A 23,666-nucleotide genomic window follows, 5' to 3' on the forward strand; every position below is an offset into this window, starting at 1 on the left:
CAGCCGGTGTTCGTGGAGAATGGCCGTCCGGAGGACTTCGCCGACGCGCTGGTGGCGGCGGCGGGGGCGGTGCGTGCGTCGGTCGACTCGCGTGCGAACAGCATCACGAGTAAGGCAGGGGCACGCGAGGGAATCAAGACCACCGCGACGCGGGCGCACCTGGTATTGCGGTTGCTCGACGCGCAGGTGAAGAACGCGCTCGTGGATGATCCGAAAGCGCTGGCCGCGTGGAAGTCGGCCAAGCGGATCGGCAAGGGGAAGGTGGTGCCGATCGAGGCGACGCTTCCGGCTCCGACGACGACTGAAGTGAAGGCCGCGTAGGGGCGGGACGAGGGTCGGGGCGGCGGCCCCGGCCCTCGCGCGGATGTGTCGGCTCCACTGCATGAGTGCCGCGCCGTCGTGCGCGTTCGGTTGGCATTGAATGTTCGTTAGGCTACTCGCGCGACGAACAAACCGAACGCCAATTAGAAAGCGCTCACCTAGACCCGGGTCCCGGGTCCGTCGGTTGCGATAAGCTCTGCCGCCGGCGCGCGGCGGCCTCGTCGATCAATCGACGATAGCGCTCGACCTCGGCTTCCGCCTGCTCGATCGCGCGTGCAAGTGCGGTGTACTCGTCGCTCGCGAGCTCGCGCGATTCGCGTTTCGCGCGATAGATGGCGTAGCCGAGGCCCTGCGCGGCGGTGTCGGCGTGGCGACGTGCGCGGAGCATCTCCAGGCGCAGCCGGCCTTCATCGAATGCCTGCTGCGCGACGCGTCCTGCGCGGTCGAGTTCAGTTCGTACGCGATCCCAGAGAGCCATTGTGCGCTCGCGGCGAGCAACCTCACGAAGTGAATACGCGCTGCCGGGAAAACGAAAGCCCCCGCATTGCGGGGGCCAGGAATGCTGCTCGATAGGCTAGCGAACTTACTCGCCGGCGGCGACGGCGCGCTCAGGATACACGCTGACCTTGTACCGCTTGCGGTTCTTGTGCTCGAACTTCACGACGCCGTCGACGAGCGCGAAGATCGTGTAGTCCGTACCAAGGCCGACGTTGGTGCCCGGATGATATCGCGTGCCGTCCTGGCGAACGATGATGTTCCCGGCGCGCACGCGCTCGCCGCCAAAGCACTTGATGCCCTGGTATTTCGGATTGCTGTCGCGGCCGTTGCGCGAAGAGCCGACGCCTTTCTTATGTGCCATCTGCCTATCCTCGCTCAGCCGAGGCTGATGTCGTTGATGCGGACTTCGGTGAAGCCCTGACGATGCCCGCGCTTGCGCGCGTAGTTCTTCCGGCGCTTGTGCTTGAAGACGATGATCTTCTCGCCGCGACCGTGCTTGACGATTTCGCCTGTGACCTTGGCACCCTTGAGCAGGGGCACGCCGGTGCGAGCGTTCTCGCCGTCGGAACCGAACAGGACTTCGTTGAACTCGATGTCGCTTCCGGCGTCGCCGACGAGCGACGGAATGCGATAAGTCTTACCCGGCTCGACACGGTACTGCTTGCCGCCGGTTTTGATGATTGCGTAGGGCATGGAAGTAGAGTCTGTAGAGCCCAGAAACCTAAGTGGAAGAGGAGCTTGCTGGTAGAGGGTAGAGGGTAGAGCGTTCACCCTCTGCTCTCTGCTCTCAACCCTCTACCCGACTCACGCCACCGCGTACTGCTGCGTCACGTCCCTACCTGCCGCCTTCACGACCAGCTTGAACTCGTCGGGCCGAAGTAACGGGTCATCTCGCAGTTCGAGGTTGAACCCAGCCAGCTTTTCGAGCTTCTTGAGCAAGTCTTTCTCGTGCTCGAGCACGTACATCGCGACGTCCGGGTGAAGCTTGACTATGAGATGGTCCCGCTTCCCCTCCACTCCCATCCGCCGAACCGAGCGCTCTACGCGCCTTACGACGGTCTCGGCGGTAAAGACGCGTCCTGTTCCGTGGCAGGTCGGACAGGACTCGGTCATGTTCTGCAAGTGGCTCTGGCGGACACGCTGCCGAGTCATCTCGACGAGTCCCAGGTCGCTGACGGCAAAGGCCTTCGTCCGCGCGCGATCGCGGCCAAGGTGGGTTCGCAGCTCTTGGAGTACGCGGTCGCGGTTCGCCTTTGTCTCCATGTCGATGAAGTCGCAGACGATAATACCTCCGATATCTCGCAACCGAAGCTGACGCGCGACTTCGCGCGCGGCCTCGACGTTGGTCTTCAGAATTGTTTTTTCCGGATCGCGCTTGCCGGTGTAGCGTCCCGAATTGACGTCGACCGAAACGAGTGCCTCGGTGGGCTCGATGATGAGGTAACCGCCCGATGGTAAGTCACATCGACGCTTGAACAGGTCACGGATCTCGTGCTCGATGTTGGCCTTATCGAAGACTGGAACGACGTCTTCGTACAGCTTCACGCGATCGATGAGCTCGGGAGCAATGCCCTTCAAGTACTCGACGATCTCGTTGAAGACCTGACGCGAGTCGACGGTGACTTGTTCGACCTTCGTGCTGAAGACGTCACGCATCAAACCGCGCGTCAAACTCGTTTCGCGGTGCACGAGCGAGGGCGCGCGCACGAAGTGCGTTTTTCGCTTGATGCGCTTCCACGTGTTCATGAGCGTGTTCATTTCACGCTCGAACGTGTCCTCGGTGACATCCTCGCCGACCGTGCGGACGATGATTCCGCCGGAATCGTCGGGCAGCAGCTTCTGCATCTGTTCGCGCAGCCGTTGCCGCTCGGCGCGATCGCCAATCTTGCGGCTCACGCCGACGCGGGACGCGAATGGCATGTAGACGAGGAACCGGCCGGCGAGCGAGATCTGCGCCGTGACGCGCGGCCCCTTCGTCGAGATCGGTTCCTTGGAGACCTGGACGGCGATGTCCTGGCCCCGCTTTAGTAAATCCTGAATCGGCGGCGTCTTGCCGCGGCGGCCGCGAGGCTCACCGTTGGTCTCCTCGCGCGCGTCGTCCTCGGACTCCTCATCGTCGTCGTCGCGATCGTCGTCGTCATCGGGGAATACGAGATCCGAGGCGTGCAAAAACGCGCTCTTCTCAGTTCCGATGTCGACGAATGCGGCCTGGATGCCGGGTAAAACGGCTTCCACGCGTCCGAGGTAAATGTCGCCGACCATGCGACGAGCGTCGGGTCGGTCGACTAGTAATTCAACTAGCTCGTCGTCCTCCAGAATCGCGACGCGGGTCTCCTTTGGCGTCGCATTGATCAATAGTTCTCGTTTCATCGTGAACCGCACGGATCCTCGACATCGGCGACTCAGCGATGTCGGGGGCGCGGCATAGAGGTTTGTCGTTGCTGGCGACGAGAGCGCGTCGATGCGCGCTCACAAAGTCGATGGCGAACGGTGTCGGGTCCCAGGTTGTCCGGTTGATCGTCCACGCCGATTCCGGCTGAGGCGCCAGGGCAGCGCGCTTCAGCAGTGATCGGATCGGCGTGCGATCGACTCTCATCACGAGGTCTCGCACCGGATCGAGGACAAGCGCACGAAGCAGCGATTCGAGGATCGCTAGCCACGTGCGCCATGGACTCGCACGACGCGCCGAGTCGCGGGCCGTCATGCGAGTGGTGAGAACTGCGGTAGTCGTCACGATCGAAAGGATAACCGACTCGCGGGGCTTTATGCAACGATGGCAAGGAGTTATCGGTGGTGGTGGTTTGGTTGTTGGTGGTTGGTGGTTCGGATGAGCCGGCGAGCAAAGCTCGCCGGCCCTCCCTTTCTACCAGCTACCAACGACCAGCCACGAACGACCAACGTCAGTCCGCCAACTCCTTCAGCAGCTGTCTCGCGATGACAATCCGTTGAATCTCGGAAGTCCCCTCCCCGATCTCGCAGATCTTCGCATCCCGCATGAAGCGCTCGACCGGATAGTCCTTCGTGTAGCCGTAGCCGCCGTGGATCTGGACGGCCTTGATCGTCGCACGCATCGCGAGCTCGGAGCAGAAGAGCTTGGCCATCGCGGCTTCCTTGCCGTACGGCCTGCCAGTCTGAGCGAGCCAGGCAGCGTGATACATCAGATGCTTTCCAGCCTCGATCTCGGTCGCCATGTCGGAGAGTTGGAACTGGATCCCTTGGAAGTTGGCGATCGCCTGGCCGAATTGACGCCGCATCGATGCGTACCGCAGCGCGTGCTCGAGCGCTCCCTCGGCGATTCCGAGCGATAGCGCCGCGATGCCGATGCGTCCGGAGTCCAGCGTCTTCATGAAGTTGACGAAGCCGTTGCCCTCCTCGCCGAGGAGATTCTCGGCCGGCACTTCCACGTCTTCCAGGATCAGCTCGGCCGTATCGGACGCGCGCCATCCGAGCTTGTCCTCCTTTTTCCCTGCCCGAAAGCCTTTCATGCGCGGCAGGCTCGGCTCATCGCCGACTCCGACGCGTCGCGCGGACGCGATGTCGCTCGTTTCTTTAGTGAGTATGAAAGAGCTGATACCCTTGGTGCCTTGCGAGCGATCGGTGACCGCGGTGACGACGAAGATCTCGCCGACGCTGCCGTGCGTGATGAATCGCTTCACGCCATTGAGCACGTAGTAGCCGTTCTTACGCACCGCTGTCGTGCGCGTGCCACCCGCGTCACTGCCGGCATCGGGCTCGGTGAGGCCAAAGCCGCCCATCACGCGTCCCGACGCGAGCCAGGGCACGAATCGCCGCTTCTGGTCCTCGTTGCCGAATCGCACGATCGGCGATGTGCCGAGCGTCGTGTGCGCGGATACGGTGAGGCCGTGCGACGCATCGACCTTCGCCAGCTCCTCGATGACAATCATGAAGCTGATCGTGTCGAGGCCGGCGCCGCCGAGCTCCTCGGGCCACGGCACACCGAGTAGCCCGAGCTCGGCCATCTTCTTGATGTTCTCCCACGGGAACTTTCCTTCCGCGTCCCAGTGCGCCGCGGTCGGCGCCACTTCGTTGCGCGCGAACTGGCGAACCATCTCGCGCGTCGCCAGGTGCTGCTCGGAAAAGTAGAGTGCGTCGTCCATGATAGTCGTTAGGCAGCTTCGGTTCCATCGGCGGAACGCAAGACGCTCAGGAAGCGCTCGCCATATCGTTCGAGCTTGGTTGGTCCTACCCCATGAATCCCCGCGAGAGCCGTCAGCGTTCGCGGACGCTGAACCGCCATCTCGGCGAGGGTGCGATCTGGAAACACGACGTAGGCCGGCACCTGCTGCTCCTTTGCAATGGTTCGGCGAAGCACGCGCAGTCGCTCGAGGAGCGCGCCGTCAACGGCATCGATGACGATGTCATCGGATGCCTTCGGCCGCTCGCGCTCGAAGGACCGACGGCCCCTCGCATTCTTTCGCGACGGACGTCGCAACTGCGAGGTATCGACGTGCGTTCCGAGACAATTGTCACAACCACCACACTGGGATCGGGCGGCAGGATCGCCGAAATAGCGCAACACAAAACCACGTCGGCAGCTCTTCAGATACGCGTACTGCTGCATCGCGTCGAGCTTCGCCAGGTCGGCACGTCGCCGGCGATCGAGTGTCTCCCAGTCGACGTTGAACTGCGCGAGCTCTCGCCGCGAATTGTCGACGACGTTGCCACCACCGCCACGTTTCCACTCGAGGAATTGACGACCCTCGAGTGCGTCGAGCAAAGGCGCCACGCCGCTCGCCCCGCCGAACCCCGGAGGCAAGCCGTCGAGATCGATCGACGCGCCTTCGTGGAGCGCAGTACCGGCGACGCGCCACATGGCGCGCAGCAGGCCGAGCTCGAGCGAATCCGGTTCGCTGCCCAACTCGCGCTTGATCCGCTGCGGCGTCGCGAGGAGACGCACCTCCGCGCGCGTGCCGCTTTCGGGCTGGCGGCAATAGGCGCCGGCGTTCGCGAGGATGCGGAGCGCGCCTTCGACTTCGCGCACGTTCACCTTTCCCCGCACACTCGACGCGATGTCCTCGGCACTCAGCTGCGTCTTCCCGGTCGCCGCGCCGCGCCGGAGCACGCGATAGACATCCTCGACGAGCGTCCGCTCCGGATACGAACCCTTGATGAAGAACTCGTGGGTGAAACGGTCCTGGAACGAATGCAGCAAGAAGCAGTCGGCGTGTTCGCCGTCGCGCCCAGCGCGTCCCGCTTCCTGATAGTAGGCCTCGAGGGTGCCCGGCATCGCATAGTGCGCGACGAGCCTCACGTTCGGCTTGTCGATGCCCATGCCGAACGCGTTCGTCGCGACGATGACCCGGACGCGCTCCTTCATGAAGGCATCCTGCACTTCGCGCCGGTTTGCGTCGTCCAGGCCGGCGTGATACGCGACGGCGGCAATTCGCGCGTCGTTGAGCACATTCGTAATTCGCTCGACGGTGCGCCGCGTGGACGCGTATACGACCGCGAGACCTGGCGACTGCCGAAGGATGCCGACGAGGGCTTCATCCTTCTCCTGCTCGGTGCGCGTCGCGACGACGTGGTATCGCAGGTTGCGGCGATCGAAGCCCGTGATGATCGTCCTGGCGCTCTCGAGCTTCAACTGACGCACGATATCCGTGCGGACGTGGGGTGTCGCCGTCGCCGTCAAGGCGACGACCGGAGGCCAGCCGAGCCGCTCGCGCACCTTCGCGATGCGAAGATAGCTGGGCCGAAAGTCGTGTCCCCACTCGCTGATACAATGCGCCTCGTCGACGGCGAGCAGCGAGACGCCAGTGCTCTTCAGTCGCTCGGCCGTGCTTCCGACGTCGAAGCGCTCGGGGGCGACATACAGCAGTTTGAACTCGCCGCGCTGCGCGCGCGCGAGCCGATCGGCAACCTGCGTCGCGGTCAGCGAGCTGTTGACAAAGGTCGCCGGTAATCCGCGCCGCGTCAGCGCATCGACCTGATCCTTCATGAGGGAAATCAGTGGCGAGATCACCACTGTCAGGTGCGGCAACATCAGCGCAGGCACCTGATAGCAGATCGATTTCCCGCCGCCCGTCGGCAATACGACGAGCGTATCCTGCCCCAGGAGGACCGATTCGACCGCCTGCATTTGTCCGGGCCGGAAATCGGGATAACCAAAGTGCTGACGCAGCGCGCCGCGCGCGTCGTCGATCGATGTGGAGGCTGTCATGCGCTCAGATTCGCGACGACACGCAGCATTCCGGTAACCGTTAGGCGGCGCCGCACATCGAAAGCCCGCATCATCATACCGCGCGAACGAAATGACCGCGTGTGAAGGCTCCCAGGAGCACGTCCCGGATCCCATCCGTCTGCGTGTGCTCGAATCGGTCACCCACCGCAAGACGCTCGAGCATGCGACGGTACGAACCGACGACCTTGGCGATCGGCTCTCCGGGAACATTGAACACGAGCTGGTAGCCACGAATGCCCGCGGTCCAGATACGCGCGAGATACTCCGAACCTTCCACGGGGCGCGAATGGAGCAGCCGATTGCGGCACGCCGAGTCGGTGGCGACGGCAAAGTCGTAGCCGGCGGGATCGGTGAGCGTGACGTTCGAATGCTTCTGCACGCACAGATCACGGCAGGTCGTCGGCTCACGATCGAATGCGGCGGAAAGGATGCAGTGCTCGATGGTCATCCCTTCGGGGCGTCCATACAGGAAGACGTCGAAGCCGCTGCCCTGCCATGGTGCGACGACCGCGCTCATTTCGTCCGCCGTGAGCTCGACCGAGAGCACGATGCGGCCCGCACCGAGCTTGAACAGCCGCGCGGCGCTGTGCTGATTCATCACGTTGACCGCGTAATCGGCGACGACGTCGCGTCCAGCGCGCGACAGCTCGGCCACGAGCCCGAGGTGTCCGCTGAGCAAGGGAAGTCCGCTGTCGAGCCACTTGCCAATGCCGCGGCGTTCTTCCGGACGTACGATGGTGGGCGTGCGGAGCCGAAACGTGATGCCGCGTGCGCCTAACGACTCGGCGAAGGTGCGAACGCGCGTAAGCGGCGGCGCCGGGTGACGCAGGAACGGATCGAAGACGATCTCCGTCGCGCCGGCATTCGCGGCCGCTTCGGCGTCCTCGAGTCGGAAGACCTGCGCGGAGAGCGTGAAGGCGACGTTTGACGGCGCGCAAAATGGCGTCGCGACGGTGGAGATGGCGCGCTCGATCCGCTCGGTGCGCTCGGCACGCGTGGCTTCGAGCGACCAGTCGCGTTGCGACGTGAGCTGCACGATGGCGCTCTGCCGCATGTGATTGATCTCGCGCACGGGCAGGAAGAGATCGACGTCGAGCCCGCGGTCGTCGAGCTCGGCGAGCGCGAAAGGCGTTTCGCCCAGTCGGCCGAACTGCTCGCGGAGGACCGTTCGTTCGAGGGCTCGGTTGCTCGCCGGGACGAGCTGCGATTCGCTGCGCACTTCGACGGTGGCCCCCCCACTACAAAATAGCGCTTTGAGGTGCGAGCCCACCGAACCAAAAACGCGCACGTCCAACCGAATCTTCTTCAGCATCGACGCCTGGCTCAGCGCTTCGTAGCTCGCCTTCGAACGCGCGAGGAGACTCGCCTGCGACGTCCGCACGACACGCCAGCCGGCCGCGACGCGAGTCCGCGTGCGCACTGCCTGACGATGACGAGGAGAGCCTCCCAGCTGCCTAACCGCAGTCGCGGCGAAGCCAACCGTTGGACCACCGATCGCATCCGGCGCCTCGAACGCCAGTCCGTCGCCGACCTCCACGGGGCGATCGGTATCGATGAGCAATTCTCCCTTCTCGTAGCCGATCACTTCGCCGATGACGATGCCGCGGTTGTCGGGCTGCGTTCTCGTCACATACTCGCGCCCCTCGCGACCACCATACATACCACTCGTGAATCCGCGACTGAAGATCTGCACGAGTGGCTCGACCTCCGTCGCGGCGGGCGGCGTCTCGTCGCCCCGGCGCAGCCGATCGAGAAGTTCGCGGTACGTGTGCGTGACCGTCGCAACGTACTCGGGACGCTTCTTTCGCCCCTCGACCTTGAGGCAAACAATCCCGAGGTCGGCGATTGCCGGCAGATGTTCGTATGCCGCCAGATCCTTGCTTGATATCAAGTAGCCCCGATCGAGCTCCTCGTCCGTCACCGCATCCTTGAGGACGTAGTCCTTGCGGCACGACTGCGCGCACGAGCCACGATTCGCGCTGCGCTCGGAGATCATTCCGGACATGAAACACTGGCCGGAGTACGAGATGCACAGCGCGCCATGGATAAACGTCTCGAGGCCGAGATTCGGGACACGAGCGCGGATGGCGGCGAGATCCGCGAGCGTATTTTCGCGCGCCAGGACGACGCGTTTGACACCGAGCTCCTCGAGCACGGCGGCGCCCGCTTCGTCGTGCACCGTCATCTGAGTCGAGCCGTGAATCTCGAGATCAGGATAGATCTGGCGAATCAGATCGATGAGACCGAGATCCTGAACGATTGCGGCATCGATGCCGCAATCGATGGCTTCCCCAAGAAACGCGAGCGCCTCGACCAGTTCGGCCGGCTTGACGAGTACGTTCAACGTGAGATAGATGCGGCGGCCGCGGCCGTGCGCGATGCGGCAGGCTTCGGTCAGCTCCTCGAGCGTGAGCTGAGCGCCTTCGTCGCGCGCGTTGAAGCGTTGCGCACCGAGATAGACGGCATCGGCGCCGTTGGCGACGGCCGCGCGAACGGCGTCGAGCGAACCGGCGGGTGACAGGAGCTCGGGAATCGACCGCGTACTCATAAGTCCTGAAAATTAACGCCGCGTTCGCATTTCGCGGCATTCTCTTGCGCTTCGCGAATGCACCGGACGCCGCGATCTCGTCGCCGTGCCCGAAACGCTCGTCGGAATGACCGACAGGCTATGTCGCGCCGCTCGGCGTCGGTGAGGTTGTCCGATTTGGCCGTCGGATGTCGGTCGGCTCGCCTCGTTTCCGTGGCGTTAAGCGCACGGAACAGCGTTTGCCCTAGGTAGCGCCTAACGCGCGGAGCGCAGCCGATTGTGTAGTTGTTAGACAGTTCTAAACCGCGCAAGTGACAAGAATGCGAACAGTTTAGAGCATTCTAAGCTCAGCGTGTGAGGGGCGTCACTGGTTCCGACAAGTGTTTGGTGCAGTTTTGACCGTGTTCATTGGCGGTTCTTTCGAGCTGTCCCTTGCCGCCGACCGCAGTACTCACGGCAGCTCACTCTCATGAGGGCAAAGGCAATTATGCGCGTATCGACGCTGGTACGTTGGTGTACGGCGCTCACCGTGGTGGTTCTTGCCGCGGCGTGCTCCGACACCGCGACCGCGCCACCCACTCCTGCTGCGCGGCCCCGACTGTCCGTCGGGAGCTATGAGCAGTGGCTGCTGGACAACGGTGGCGCGAGCCGCGATGGACGCGGCCGCAAGAACAAGACGGATTCGGGCTGGACGCAGGATTTCACTGTCGATCCGACCCAGCCGTACACGCTCAAGGCTGGCGATCACGTCGTCACCTTCCCGGCGAACTCGATCTGCGACCCGGCGACGTCGGGTTACGGCGAGGCGCTCTGGGACGCGCCCTGCACCCCGCTGCAGGCGCCGATCACGATTCACGCGAGCTGGAGCAACAAGCTGGGTCACGCGTTCATCGACTTCCAGCCGGCGCTTCGCTTCGCGCCCACGAATGATCCGTCGAAGTATGTGACGATCAACATGAAGGATTCGTGGGACCTCGACACGACGTATCACTATCCAATCTTCTGGCGGCGCCCATCCGATAGCGTCTGGGTGGACGAAAGCCTGGCCGATCCCTCGATGACTTCTGTCGAGGATCTGAAAGGAAACCGCGTCTCACGACGCCTCAAGCACTTCAGCGGTTATCTCGTCGGCGTCTCCGAGGTATGTGATGCCTGGGGCGGCTCCGACTGTAGCTCCGTGTTGTCGTTCTCCGGCTATCTGATGGGATTCTGAGCCTCCGCATACGACAACTCTTCCACTTCAACCCTTATTCGAACCCGACGGAGGCTCGATCCAACATGTCTCGAGTAACCATGCCGGTGCTGGTCCGGCTGCTGTTGTGCGCGGCGTTGTTCGGCGTGTTTAGCGCCAGCACGACTCCCTCGAATCAATGGTCATACGAGGGCGATAGTTCGGCAGCCACGCACCTGCCAACGACCAACTCTTTCTCAGGCTATATCATCGCGGTCGGATGAACTGACCGCTATCAAGAAAGAACATCGGGCCAGACCGGGATACCTCGGCTGGCCCGATGACCTTTCCCGCCTTCGGGGCGTCATAAGTCGAATGCGCTGCTGCACCTTCGTTGCGCCGGGGGCCGCGGATGGCGCGGCCAAAACTTCACTCGATTCATAGCCGCCGTTTGCCTCGACATCACTGTCCGTCGTCGCCGCCCGAGGACGCATGAGCGACTCGCCGAAGCCCCTGTCGGACACGCACGAGCAGCCGCTCCAATCGCGGTTGCTGGCGGCGGCAACGTCGACAGCGGCGCTCATCGATCGGGCGCAACTCGCCGAACGTCAGGGTCGCACGCAGGAAGCACGGCAGCTGTACGAGCAGGCGCTGGGCCAGTTGCGTTCACCAGAAGAGGCGCCGATTGCGGCCTCGCTCCTGCGCTGGATCGGCATCACGCACGGTGTCGAGCTGAACCTCGACGCGGCGTTCGACTGTCTCGAGGCCGCGCTGGCCGTCGCCGAAGCGCTCGGCGACGAGGCCGCCGTCGGCCACGCGGTGAACGTTCAGGGTTTGCTCAATTACAAGATGGGGCGGCTCGACGAAGCAGAGCGCCTCTATCTCAAGGCGCGCGAGAGTGCACGTCGTGCCGGCGAGGCAAAGCTGGCGGCGATGACCTCGCAGAACCTTGGCGTCATCGCGAACATTCGTGGTGAGCTCGAGCAGGCGCTCTGGCACTATGAGGCGAGCCTCGCCGACTATCGCGCGCTGGGGCTCGCCAAGTACATCTGCATCACGCTCAACAACCTCGGCATGCTCTACACCCGCATGGAACGGTGGGAGACCGCCGAGCGTGCATACGAGGAGGCGATTCCGCTCAGCCAACAGATCGGTGACGTCGGCGTTCGCGTCATTCTCGAGGTCAACTTCGCCATTCTCTGGATCTCGCGAAAGGAATTCGCCAAGGCTCGTCAGGCGTGTGATCGCGCGCTCGCGATCGCCGAAGAGACGCAGCACACCGAGGCCATCGGCGAGGTGCAGAAGTGCTACGGCGTGATCTTCCGCGAGACCGGCGACTTCGGTGCCGCCGAGGAGGCCTTCCGGAATGCCGTCGATCTCGCCGATTCACGACAGGATCTCCTGCTCTCGGCGGAAATCGCGCGCGAGCTCGCCGAGCTCTATCGCTTGCAGGGCCGCAATCGCGACACGCTGCAGAGCCTGAATCGTGCGCACCGGCTCTTTACGCAACTCCACGCCCGCCCCGATCTCGCCGACATCGATCGTCAAACGACTCGGCTCGAGAGCGACTTCCTCGACGTCGTCCGGCGCTGGGGTGAGTCGATCGAATCCAAAGATCACTACACGCAGGGTCACTGCGAGCGCGTTGCCGATCTTGCGTGTGCACTCGCGGCGGAAGCCGGGCTCGATCAGAAGTCACTCTTCTGGTTCCGCATCGGTGCATTGTTGCACGACGTCGGCAAGCTGATGATTCCCCCGGAAATTCTCAACAAGCCGGGCCGCCTAACGGCAGAAGAGTGGGTGATGATCAAGAAGCACCCCGTGTGGGGAGTCGAGATGCTCGCGGACATCGACTTCCCCTGGGACGTACGCCCGATCGTCGAATCCCACCACGAGCGCTGGGACGGTGCCGGCTATCCGCACGGACTCAAGGGGGAGGAGATTCCGCGAACGGCGCGCATCCTCTGCATCGCCGACGTGTACGATGCGCTGACGTCCGAGCGCAGCTACAAGAAGCCGGTATCGCACGATCAGGCGCTCGACATGATGCGCAGCGATGTCGGGCACCAGTTCGATCCCGAGCTCTTCCCGCAATTCGAGACGATCATGGAGCGTCTCGGCCCGCCACGGCGCGGCCTTGCTGATCCGACGACGCCAGCCGAGCACGTTCACGCCGCGTCACCGAGCGAGGTGCCAGGTGAAGTCGATGACCTCACCGGCGTGCTGGTTCGTCGCGCCTTTCTCGACGCCGCGAACACTACCCTGCTCCGCCGTCGCACGAACGACCCTGCCTCAGCGCTCCTCGTGATCGACGTCGACCACTTCAAGCTGGTCAACGACACGTACGGCCACCTCCAGGGCGACGACGTGCTCAAAGCCGTCGTCGCGCTGCTCAAGCGCGGTGTACGCGGTGGCGACGTCATCGGTCGTTATGCAGGCGACGAGTTCGTCGTGCTGCTCCCGCGCACGACGATGGATACGGCACGCGAGGTGGCGGACCGGCTTCGTACGGCCGTCGAGCGCGAGCGGATCTCATTGCGGGGCACGCCGAGCGAGACCGTTGGCGTCACACTCTCGATTGGTGTCGCGACGGCGGAGCACGCAGACCACGTCGAAGCGGTGTTCGCCGCCGCCGACCGCGCGCTCTACGAGGCCAAGCGCGCAGGGCGAAACGCGGTTGCGCTCGCAGGCACCGCGACCGAATCGTCGCAGCCGCAGCTCAACCTCAATCGGTTCGTCGGTCGCGTCGAAGAGCTCAAACGCCTCGTGCGCATGCTCGATACGTCGTTCCGAGGCGAACCCCGTGTCGTCGCCGTCGTCGGTGAGGCCGGTGTCGGCAAATCGACGCTGCTTCGCCAGCTCCTGCCCGAAGTCCGTCTCCGCGGTGGCTCACTCGTCATGGGTCGCGCGCTCGAGGCGGACGTGAAGCCGCCCTATGGTCCGTGGGCAGAGATTCTATCGTCGATCAAGCAGCGCGTGAACGCGCCCGGTCGCGTCTGGCGTGAATTGCCGCGACTCGTTCCCGCCCTGTCCGATGGCAGCGAGCCACGCCCGGAGAGCACAGGCAGCAAGTACGCGTTGTACGAGGAAATCGTCGAATACGTTCGGCTCGCGGCGGCCACCTGCCCGCTCGTGCTGGTGCTGGACGACATGCAGTGGGCCGACTCGGCCACCTGGGACACACTCGAACACCTCGTGCCGCAGCTCGATCAGGATCACATCTTCATCTGCCTCACGATCCGCGCCGAGGACAAGAGCAAGGACGTCATGGATCGGCGGCGGCGCCTCTCGCGCGACGAGCGATTCAGCGAGATCTCGCTCCAACGCCTAACGCGAGCGGAGCTCGAGCAGTGGCTCACCGCCGCGTCGCGCGGACAGGAGCTCGGACGCGAGCTCCTGCCGGTGCTCTATCGTCACACGGAAGGCAATCCGTTCCTCGTCGTCCAGGTGCTGCGCGCCCTCGTCGAGGAAGGCGAAATTCGCTACGAGGGCGAACGGTGGATCTGGAAACAGACGTCCGAGCTACGGCTCCCCGTCGCGGTGAGCGACTTGATGGCGCGCCGTCTCGACCGACTCAGTGAGCGCACCCGCAACATTCTGACGACGGCGGCGGTCATTGGCCGCGTTTTTGACATCGACCTCGCGCTCGCCGCGGGCGCCGGCACCGAAGACGAATTGCTCGACGTGATCGACGAAGCGGTCGCCGCCGCGGTGCTCGAGCCGTCGCGCGGCGACGCCGACTCCTACGCATTCACGCACACGCTGCTCCTCGACGCAATCAAGGAGACGGCGAACCCGCGTCGCTTGAAACGCATTCACCACGCGGTGGGTGAAGCGCTCGAGAAGCGTAGCTCCAACGCCATCGCCGAGTTGGCCGATCACTTCGACCAGGCCGGCGTGAGCGACAAAGCATATCGTTATGCTATGCAGGCGGGCGAGAGCGCGACGACGGTATACGCGCACGACGAGGCCGCGGCCTTCTTCACGATGGCGCAGCGCCACCCCGCGACGCCGTCGGAGCGTCTCAATGCCTTCATGGGCGCGGTCAAGGTGGCCGAGGTCTCCGGCCGATATGCAGAAGCGGTCGAGTTGTGCAAGACGGCGCTCAGCAGCGTCCAGGATGACGTCACGCCGGCCGAGAAGCTGCCACTTCTCATCTTGTATGAACGGGTCCAGGCATTCCTCGGCAAACCGCTGACGCAGACGCTCGAGGTCTACCAGTCACTCCTCAAGCAAGCCGAGGAGATGGGTATGCAGAAGGAGCGCGTCTCGCTTCTCACAATGCTCTCGACGACCTACGGCAGCCTGGGCGACCCCGCCACCGCACAGCGGTTGGCGCGCGAGAGCGCCGACATGGCCGAGCGGATCGGCGAGCGGCTGTTGCATGCGCACGCGCTCATGCGTGTCGGCTGGACGCTATTCGAGGCAGGCTCAGAGGAAGCGATCGTCCATTATCGGCGCGCGCAGGAAATCTGCAGCGAGATGGACGACCGGCATGGTTACGTGCGCTGCCAGATCACAATCGGCGTCAGCTACTCGAAGGTTGGAAACATGGCGGCGGCAATCGAAGCGTTTCGAAGCGCGGTCGAACTCGGCTTGCAGGCGGGTGCCCCGGACTGGGCGGGTGTCGCCGCGCTCAACCTCGGCGTGCTCTTCATGTGGAGTGGTCGCTTCGACGAGGCGCGGCAGCGTTTCGACGAAGCGCGAAAGCTGTTCATCAAGCTCAAGAACGAGCTGCACCGCGTCGCAACGATCTACAACATGGGTCACCTCGCGAGGGAGAGCGGCGATCCGACCCGCGCGCTGGAGCTTTACGAGGAGGCAGCAACGAGCGCGCGACGCCTCGGTCAGCTGGACATGGAAATCGGCGCGCTTGCCGGCGCCGGCTTGGCCGGTCTCGATCTCAACCGTCGCGACTACGCATATACCGCTGCGCGTAACGCCGAGACGATGGTGGGTGAGCGCTTTGACTGGTGGTTCCAGAACCGCGAGCTCGTCGAGGCGCTGAGCGTACGCGTCACGCTGGAGCTTGGCCGTCGCGACGAAGCCGAACAGCGCTTCCGCACCGCCCTCGCGGATACGGAGCCGCGCGATGCGCGTTGTGCCGCCTGGTTGGCTGCAGAGTGTGCGCCCGCGCTCATTGCCGCCGGCGCCGATGTGTGGGATTTCGTGAGGAGGTTCTCGCAGCGCGCCGATGACCTGGGGTATACGGCACTCGCGACGCGATTCCGATCGTTGCTCGCGCGCCACGGCCGATCCTCGGGCGGGCGCCACGCGATGGGCGCCTAACGGTTCTCATCCCCCGCGTCGTCCGCGGAACGGCGGCGACGTGACGACCGCGGTCCGATGAATCGGAGTGCGGCCGCGGCGGCGAGAAAAGCGATACCGATCCAGCGCAGGCGTCCCGTGTCGGTGCGAACACCGTAACCAAAGAGCACGAGCCCGATCAAAGTGAGCCCCAACTTCAGCTGCGTGAGAGCGCTCATGGCTTCTGCACGCGCGGGCTACCTGACGCCGCCTTCCGGCAGGCCGTACCGCTTCGCGTCCGTATCGGGAACCTCGATCACCATGCGGAGTAGCGCCGTCGAGAACACCTTCCCTTGCGCGTCGGTCTTGAGCGAGAGCGTGCCTCCACCGTCCAGCGCGCCGTGCAGCAGAAAATTGAGCGCCTTGAGATTGGGCAACTCGTAACGCTCGACGTCACCGGTGATGACGGCATGAAAGTGATCGCGCACGCGTTCGCGCGTCACGTACTTCTCGAGCAGCGGATACCACTCCGGTTTCAGCGCAATGAGACCGACGTTGGCAGTGTCGCCCTTGTCACCCGAGCGCGCGTGCGCGACCGCAACGAGCTGAACTCGCATCATGCCACCTCGACCTTCGTCTGGACGACACGCTTGTCGATCAGCGCTGGCCAATAGGCGACAATCTCCTCGACTTTGGGGCGTCCGCCGGCAAAGCCCGTGACGGTGGGCGGACCGTTCAGCACGAGCGGGGCCAGCTCGCGGGTGAATCGCTCGACGACGGCGCGATCCGGCGAGCGGACACCGACGCGCAGTTGGACTTCGGCGGCGTCGTGACTCTCGCCCGAGAGCGGGCCATGGGCTGCCGACACGCCAACGAACTCGGTGAGTATCTGGTCGAACTCGAGACCGAGATGGTCCAGCCTGGCCCGGAGAACTTCATCTGCCTTACGAGCCTTGTCGAGGGCATCGGGCCAGGCATACACAAGCGTGCCGACCGCCTTGAAGCCGGCGCGATAGGCAATCGAGACCTTCAGCTTGTCCGTTGGCGGTCGGCCCTTGATGCCAAAGACGCGCACCCGATCCGGACCGTCCGGCGCGAGCTCGATCGTTGTGAAATCGGCGATCACGTCCGGTGTGATGTACGAGTGCGGATCACCCATCTCGTACACGAGCTGCTCGGTGACCGACTGCACGGAGATGCGGCCACCCGTGTGGGGATGTTTAGCAATCACGAACGTGCCGTCAGGATTCGCTTCGACGATCGGATAGCCGACGTTCGCGAGGTCCGGAATGTTTCGCCAATCGAACAGACAATTTCCCCCAGAGCACTGCGCGCCGCATTCGATGGTGTGGCCGGCGATGATGCCCGCCGCCAACTTGTTCCAGTCGTCCGCCGCCCAATTGAACTCATAACGAATCGGCGCCATCGTGAGCGCCGTATCGGTTGACCGGCCCGTGATGACGACATTCGCGCCCCGCTCGAGCGCCTCGACGATCGGCACCGAGCCGATGTACGCATTGGCGGATAGCACTCGATCGCGGACCGTCGCCAGCGCTTCGCCGGTATCCATGTTACGCAATTCGTGTCCAGCTGCGATCAACTCGTCGAGTCGCGGCAAGAGATCGTCACCCGTGACGACGCCGACGCGCACAGTCCCGCGCGCGCCACCTCGCTCGGCGACGCCACGTATTGCCTCGGCGCATGCCGGCGGATTCACGCCGCCCGCGTTCGCGATAACGCGCACCCCACGCTTCGCGATCGCGGGCAGAATGCTCTCCACCGCGCCGACAAAGTCGCGCGCGTAGCCGAGCTTCGGATCGCGTTCCTTCTGCTTTTGCAGAATGGACATCGTCACCTCGGCCAGGTAATCGAGCATGAGGTAATCGATGTCGCCGCCCTCGACCTGACGCCGTGGTGCCTCGAGCCAATCTCCCCAGAACCCCTGGCCCGAGGCGACGCGTACCAATTGCTTTCTCCTCGTCATGCCTGGTCCAGCTGCGCGGGCAGAACGAATGCGCCAAGGTGTGGTCCCGGATTCTGTAAGGCGGCGTCCAGCGCCATCGCGACGAGCTCACGCGTCTCTTCGGGCGCCACGATCGCATCGACAAATCCGCGCGCGGCTGCATAACGAGCATCCAATTGATGCTCGTAGTCTTCGCGCATCTCTTCGACCGCCTCGACGACGCCCGGAGCGAGCGCCTTGCCTTTCTTCTTCGCCTCTTCGATCGCCGGACCGTGTACTGCCTGGATCGCCGACTCTCCCTCCATGACGCCCATCCTCCCTGTCGGCCAACTGAAGATGAAATCGGGATCGAAGCCTTGCCCGGCCATCGCATAGTAGCCGGCGCCGGACGCGTGATTCACGGTGAGCACGAGCTTGGGGACGCGCGCGGTCGCCATGGCTTCGACGAAGCGCGCTCCGGCGCGAATGATCCCTTCGTGCTCCGCCTCGGGCCCGACCATGAATCCTGAAACGTCCTGGACGAAGAGGATTGGAATCCGCTGCCGATCGCAGCGCTCAATGAAGAACGCGACCTTTTCCGCGCTCTCGGCGTAGAGAATTCCACCGAATCGCGGCTTCTCGCCGGGTCGACCCTTGATCAAGCCGCGTTGATTGGCGATCAACCCGACGCCGATCCCGCGAATGTGAACGTCGCCGCAGATGATCTCCTTCGCGAGCCGCGGCTGGAATTCGTCGATCGCTCCATCGTCGACGAGCGCACGAATCACCTCGTGCATGTCGTAGGACATCCGGTGATCGGTGGGCAGCACGTCGTATAGCTGCGTACCGTCCGGCTCGGCTCCGCTCGATGCCGAATGACGCGTCTGCTGCGGCAACATCGCGACGAGCTCGCGGAGTTTTGTCAGGCACGCCGCATCGTCGTCCACCGCGTAATGGGCGACGCCGCTCGTCTCCGTGTGCGTCGCCGCGCCGCCTAACGTCTCGGCGTCAATCGTCTGACCCGTCGCGCCCTTGACGAGATTCGGCCCGCCGAGTCCCATGAACGACGTGCCCTTCACCATCACGATGAGGTCGGACAGCGCCGGCAGGTACGCTCCACCAGCGATGCACGGCCCCATGACGGCGGCGATCTGCGGAATGCGCAGATATCGTCGCATGATCGAGTTGTAGTAGAAGAGGCGCGCCGCGCCGTACTGACCGGGGAATACGCCGCCCTGATACGGCAAGTTCACGCCGGCGGAGTCGACGAGATAGATGATCGGAATGCGGCATCGCATGGCCAGTTCCTGCGCGCGCAGCATCTTCTTGATCGTCTCGGGCCACCAGGAACCGGCCTTCACGGTCGCATCGTTCGCCACGACGACGACGCTGCGCCCCTCCACGATGCCGATGCCGGTGACGACGCCGGCGGCGGGCGCCTGTCCATCGTACTCGTCATAGGCCACGAGCAACCCAATCTCGACGAAGCGCGAACCTGGGTCGCAGAGGCCGGCAATTCGTTCGCGAGCGGTGAGCTTGCCCTGCTTGTGCTGCTTCGCGATGCGATCGGGGCCGCCACCGTGCCGAAGCTGGTCCTCGAGCGCCCGAACGGCAGCCACGAGGTCGCGCAGCCGTGAGTGTCCACCCTCGGTCTTCCGTGCGGTTCCGCCCGCGGTGCCGCCGGCTCCTCTGCCCGCCGTGCCTGTCACGCTTCCTGGCGTTGTCGCTCCGCGAACCAGCCGCGAATGTAGTCGATCAACTCACTCGTCGGCGTCCCTGGCCCGAAGAGCTTCCCGATGCCGCCCTGCCGAAGCTGCTCCATGTCCTCGCGCGGGATGATGCCGCCGCCGGTGATGAGTATATCATCACGTCCTTGCTCGGCGAGCAGATCCCGGACCCGCGGAAAGAGCGTCATGTGGGCACCGCTCAACACCGAGAGGCCGACGACGTCGACGTCCTCCTGAATTGCCGCGCTGGCGATCATCTCCGGTGTCTGGTGCAGCCCGGTATAGATGACTTCCATGCCCGCGTCACGCAGAGCAGCGGCGACGACCTTCGCACCACGGTCGTGACCGTCGAGACCTGGTTTTGCGACGAGAACACGTATCGGACGCATGTGATGGCGTTGAGTGGTTCGCGTAGAGCGCAGAAAAGAAGCTAGCGGCGCGGCTTGCGACCGGGCAACATGCGCACGGCACGCGGCTTCCTCGCAACGAGGAGCATCTCCGTCGAGTGACGGGTGAGTGGTCGATCTCGCCAGCCATCATACGCTTCCTCGACGATGAGACCCGCCACCGCGCAGAGTTCGGCGAGCCGCGTCGCGGTGTAGAGACGAATGTGATGCTCGCGCGTGCCCGAGCCACCGGGACCGCTCCACCGAGAGTCGACGGTGAGAATGCCGGACAGCGGATCGAAGCGTCGGTCCTGGGCGTGCAGCGTTCCGTCTGACGTCTGCCACCAATCGCGCTCGAGGAAGCGCGCCATCACGCCGTCGCGGCTTCCACCGTGCCACACGAGTGTCCCACCCGGCACCAGCACTCGGGCGAACTCCACGAGGACCAGACGATCGTCGGCCGGGACGGCGAAGAAGCCAAATGAGGTAAAGAGATTCAGAACCGCATCGAAGCGACCTGTCCACTCGGAAGGGAGCTCACGCATGTCACCGCGATGATACTCGAGCGTCGGCCCCGTGCCCCGTTTCTTCGCGCGTTCGAGCAGCGTCGTCGAAAAATCGAGCCCATCGACGCGGAATCCTGCCTCTGCGAGCAAGTGACTGTGCCGTCCCTGGCCGCACGGCACGTCGAGTACTCGCGATCCGGTGGGCAGGCCGAGCACCTCGATAACACGCGCGACTTCGCGCCGGTCGCGCTCGAGCGTGAACAGCGGTTCGTATTCGCGCAGGTACTCGAGGTCGAAATACCGCGCCCACCACTCGCCTTGCGGAGGCGTCAGAAGAACACGGGCTCCCGATACGCGCCAAACACACTCTCGAGCGCGGCGCGGATCTCGTACAGCGTGCAGTAGCGTCGCGCGCACTCGAGAATGTAGGGCATCGTGTTTTCGGCCGCCCCGGCTGCATTCCGCAGCGCGTCGAGTGCCTGACGACAGCCGGCGTCGTCTCGTTCGTTGCGTATCTTCGCGAGCCCGTCGCGTTGCAGTCTGTCGGCGTCCTCACCGACTTTGAGCAGCGGAATGGTGAGCTCCGGTTCGTCAGTGACGAATTCGTTTACGCCGACGATGACGCGACGATGCTGTTCGATCTCCCACTGCTGCCGTGACGCCGACTCTGCGATCTTCCGCTGGAACCAGCCCTGCTCCAACCCTCGCACCACGCCGCCAATTCGCTCGATCTCGCTGAAAAGTGCCTCGGCTTCCTGTTCGAGCTGATTGGTCAGTGACTCGAGATAGTAGGAGCCGCCAAGCGGATCGATGACGTTAGGCACACCGGTCTCGAACGCGAGGAGTTGTTGCGTTCGCAGCGCAACCTGAACTGCCTCCTCGCTCGGCAGCGCGAGCGTTTCGTCCATCGAGTTGGTGTGCAGAGACTGCGTGCCGCCGAGTACCGCCGCGAGCGCCTGGTAAGCGACGCGCACGACGTTGTTCATTGGCTGCTGCGCGGTGAGCGTGACGCCCGCGGTCTGCGAATGGAAGCGCATCATCCACGAGCGCGGACTGCGTGCGCCATAGCGCGATTTCATGTGCCGAGCCCAGATGCGGCGCGCGGCGCGGAGCTTCGCGATCTCCTCGAAGAAGTCGTTGTGAATGTCCCAGAAGAACGAGAGCCTCGGCGCGAATTGATCGACGTCGAGGCCCCTGGCGATACCACGCTCCACATAGGTGAAGCCATCCGCAAGGGTAAACGCGAGCTCTTGGGCCGCGGTCGCACCCGCCTCACGAATGTGGTAGCCGGAGATCGAGATCGTATTCCACTGCGGCGCGTTCTTCGCGCCCCACTCGAAGCAGTCGACGATCAGGCGCAGCGCGGGCTCGATCGGGAAACACCAGGCGTGCTGCGCCATGTATTCTTTCAAAATGTCGTTCTGAATAGTGCCACGCAGGTTCTCCGCGGAGACTCCCTGTTTCTCTGCCGCGGCGATGTAAAACGCCCACAGAATGATCGCCGGCCCATTGATCGTCATCGACGTCGACACCTGATCCATGGGAATGCCGTCGAACAGCGTTTCCATGTCGGCGAGGCTCGAGATCGCGACGCCCGTCTTGCCCACTTCCCCTTCCGAGCGCGAATGATCGGAGTCGTAGCCCATCAACGTCGGAAAGTCGAAGGCAGTCGAGAGACCGGTTTGACCGTGTGCGAGCAAGAACTTGAAGCGCTCGTTCGTGTCTTTGGCGCTGCCGAATCCCGCGAACTGACGCATCGTCCAGAGCCGACCTCGATAGCCAGTCGGGTGGATGCCGCGCGTGTAGGGGTATTGACCCGGGACACTGATGTCTGTCGCCGTTTCTGGGGGCACGTCGAACGCGGTATAGAGCGGATCGACCTCGCGTTCGGAGTTCACGAAGCCGATGTCACGCAGCTCGCCTTCGGTGTAGCGACGTCGCCATTCGGCGACTTCAGCGCGCAGCCGTTCGAGCTCGCGGCGGCCGTCTCCATCGCCATCGCCGCCCAGCTTTCCTCCCCGCAGATCTCGCGTGGACGTCATCGTGCTTTGCTCTCCGAGTTCGTCAGTAGGTTCGCGCTGCGGTCGAGCAGCTCGTCGGCGACGGCGAAGGGATTGGTTCGCCCGCTTTCCAGCTCCTCGAGACGCGCGTCGAGCCAATGGTTGGTAGCGTCGTCACTCCAGAGGCGACTTCGCACTTTGCTCTCCACCACTTCGACGACTCGAGCGCGAAGCCGGGCTCGGCGGCGCTCGCGAAGGAGGCCGCTGCGCTCAAGATAACCGAAGTGACGGTCGACCGCCTCGACGAGCTCCGCAACGCCTTCGCCCGTTGACGCTACGGTACGCAGTACCGGCGGTGTCCAGGACGCGCCGTCGTTCTGGGTCGCCTCTCGGGCGGCGCGAGCGGGATTCATCGCGAGCTTCTCGTCGCGCGTGAGCGGTCGGCGCAGATCAACCCCGTGATGCGCGGGGACGTTCTTGAGTGTGTTGCCGCCACGCAGACCGAGCATCAGCTCGAGCTCGTGCCGGAGCCGGTCGGCGCCAGGACGATCTCCCTTATTGACCACGAAAATATCGGCGATCTCCATCAGCCCGGCCTTGAGCGTCTGAATCGAGTCGCCGGATTCCGGCACGAGGACGACGACGCTGGAATCGGCTGTGCGTGCAATGTCCAGTTCACTCTGTCCGACACCGACCGTCTCGATGATAATTTGCTCAATACCGAACGCGTCGAGGACATCGGCAACTTCGCGCGTCGACGCGGCGAGCCCACCAAGCGAACCGCGCGTTGCCATCGATCGGATGAAGACACCGGGATCGAGCGCCACCGACTCCATCCGAATGCGATCGCCGAGGAGGGCGCCGCCCGTGAATGGTGAAGTTGGGTCGACGGCGACGACGCCGACCGACTGCCCTGCGACGCGATATGCCGCGACGACTGCGGTCGTGAGCGTGCTCTTGCCTGCGCCCGGCGGTCCCGTGATCCCGATCCGGCGCGCCCGCCCGAGCCGCGAATGGAAGCTTGCGAGCAACCTCTCGAAGCCACGTCGATGGTTCTCGACGATACTCACGGCGCGCGCCAACGCGGCTTTCTTGCCGGCATCAAAATCGGCGAGAAGATCGTTGTGCATCGGGGCCGA

18 protein-coding genes are annotated in these 23,666 nt (G+C 64.0%); 3 read left to right on the plus strand and 15 right to left on the minus strand.

Annotation, left to right across the window (positions count from 1 at the left end; translation table 11 throughout):
* The coding region (locus VGH98_05240; GenBank protein HEY2375359.1) for a hypothetical protein at positions 1–321 on the plus strand (321 nt) is incomplete at its 5' end.
* A gap of 154 nt (positions 322–475) precedes the next feature.
* On the opposite strand, the gene VGH98_05245 is transcribed toward VGH98_05240, so the two are convergent.
* From VGH98_05245 to VGH98_05275, 7 genes are all read right to left on the minus strand, one after another.
* Positions 476–799 (minus strand): hypothetical protein, encoded by a 324-nt coding sequence (locus VGH98_05245; protein ID HEY2375360.1) that lies wholly within the window; start codon positions 797–799, stop codon positions 476–478.
* Positions 800–904: 105 nt separating this feature from the next.
* Positions 905–1,180, minus strand: a complete 276-nt coding sequence (gene rpmA / locus VGH98_05250; protein ID HEY2375361.1) for a 50S ribosomal protein L27 — start codon at positions 1,178–1,180, stop codon at positions 905–907.
* Positions 1,181–1,194: 14 nt separating this feature from the next.
* A complete protein-coding gene (gene rplU, locus VGH98_05255) occupies positions 1,195–1,512 on the minus strand; it encodes a 50S ribosomal protein L21 (protein HEY2375362.1) in 318 nt (105 codons plus the stop codon).
* Between the two features lie 111 nt (positions 1,513–1,623).
* Positions 1,624–3,189, minus strand: a complete 1,566-nt coding sequence (locus tag VGH98_05260) for an Rne/Rng family ribonuclease (protein HEY2375363.1) — start codon at positions 3,187–3,189, stop codon at positions 1,624–1,626.
* 530 nt (positions 3,190–3,719) lie between these two features.
* Positions 3,720–4,937, minus strand: coding sequence for an acyl-CoA dehydrogenase (locus tag VGH98_05265; protein ID HEY2375364.1), 1,218 nt, complete (start codon positions 4,935–4,937; stop codon positions 3,720–3,722).
* 8 nt (positions 4,938–4,945) lie between these two features.
* Complete coding sequence (locus VGH98_05270; protein HEY2375365.1) at positions 4,946–7,000, minus strand: ATP-dependent DNA helicase RecQ; 2,055 nt, start codon at positions 6,998–7,000, stop codon at positions 4,946–4,948.
* 73 nt (positions 7,001–7,073) lie between these two features.
* Positions 7,074–9,569 (minus strand): U32 family peptidase, encoded by a 2,496-nt coding sequence (locus tag VGH98_05275; GenBank protein HEY2375366.1) that lies wholly within the window; start codon positions 9,567–9,569, stop codon positions 7,074–7,076.
* A gap of 466 nt (positions 9,570–10,035) precedes the next feature.
* On the opposite strand from VGH98_05275, the gene VGH98_05280 reads away from it, so the two are divergent.
* Positions 10,036–10,761: a hypothetical protein gene (locus tag VGH98_05280; protein HEY2375367.1), complete on the plus strand. Its 726-nt coding sequence runs from the start codon at positions 10,036–10,038 to the stop codon at positions 10,759–10,761.
* Positions 10,762–11,211: 450 nt separating this feature from the next.
* Positions 11,212–16,008 carry a tetratricopeptide repeat protein gene (locus VGH98_05285; GenBank protein ID HEY2375368.1) on the plus strand — a complete coding sequence of 1,599 codons (4,797 nt, stop codon included), beginning with the start codon at positions 11,212–11,214 and terminating at the stop codon, positions 16,006–16,008.
* Here VGH98_05285 and VGH98_05290 read toward each other — a convergent pair.
* The 8 genes from VGH98_05290 to meaB are packed head-to-tail and all read right to left on the minus strand — an operon-like array spanning position 16,005 to position 23,657.
* Positions 16,005–16,205 carry a hypothetical protein gene (locus VGH98_05290; protein ID HEY2375369.1) on the minus strand — a complete coding sequence of 67 codons (201 nt, stop codon included), beginning with the start codon at positions 16,203–16,205 and terminating at the stop codon, positions 16,005–16,007. The genes VGH98_05285 and VGH98_05290 overlap by 4 nt on opposite strands.
* Before the next feature lie 18 nt (positions 16,206–16,223).
* Positions 16,224–16,586 carry a hypothetical protein gene (locus VGH98_05295; protein ID HEY2375370.1) on the minus strand — a complete coding sequence of 121 codons (363 nt, stop codon included), beginning with the start codon at positions 16,584–16,586 and terminating at the stop codon, positions 16,224–16,226.
* Complete coding sequence (locus tag VGH98_05300; GenBank protein HEY2375371.1) at positions 16,583–17,950, minus strand: acyclic terpene utilization AtuA family protein; 1,368 nt, start codon at positions 17,948–17,950, stop codon at positions 16,583–16,585. The genes VGH98_05295 and VGH98_05300 overlap by 4 nt, the downstream gene beginning before the upstream one ends.
* Positions 17,947–19,617, minus strand: coding sequence for an acyl-CoA carboxylase subunit beta (locus VGH98_05305; protein HEY2375372.1), 1,671 nt, complete (start codon positions 19,615–19,617; stop codon positions 17,947–17,949). The genes VGH98_05300 and VGH98_05305 overlap by 4 nt, the downstream gene beginning before the upstream one ends.
* Positions 19,614–20,024 (minus strand): cobalamin B12-binding domain-containing protein, encoded by a 411-nt coding sequence (locus tag VGH98_05310; GenBank protein HEY2375373.1) that lies wholly within the window; start codon positions 20,022–20,024, stop codon positions 19,614–19,616. Before VGH98_05310 ends, VGH98_05305 begins: the two co-directional genes overlap by 4 nt.
* A 41-nt stretch (positions 20,025–20,065) precedes the next feature.
* Entirely contained in the window at positions 20,066–20,944 is an 879-nt protein-coding gene (locus tag VGH98_05315) for a methyltransferase domain-containing protein (GenBank protein ID HEY2375374.1), read from the minus strand.
* Positions 20,857–22,569 carry a methylmalonyl-CoA mutase family protein gene (locus VGH98_05320; protein HEY2375375.1) on the minus strand — a complete coding sequence of 571 codons (1,713 nt, stop codon included), beginning with the start codon at positions 22,567–22,569 and terminating at the stop codon, positions 20,857–20,859. The genes VGH98_05315 and VGH98_05320 overlap by 88 nt, the downstream gene beginning before the upstream one ends.
* On the minus strand, positions 22,566–23,657 hold the full coding sequence (gene meaB / locus VGH98_05325) for a methylmalonyl Co-A mutase-associated GTPase MeaB (protein ID HEY2375376.1): 1,092 nt from the start codon (positions 23,655–23,657) through the stop codon (positions 22,566–22,568). The genes VGH98_05320 and meaB overlap by 4 nt, the downstream gene beginning before the upstream one ends.
* Between the last annotated feature and the right edge of the window lie 9 nt (positions 23,658–23,666).

Source organism: Gemmatimonadaceae bacterium, assembly GCA_036496605.1.
In the GTDB taxonomy this organism is placed as follows: domain Bacteria; phylum Gemmatimonadota; class Gemmatimonadetes; order Gemmatimonadales; family Gemmatimonadaceae; genus AG2.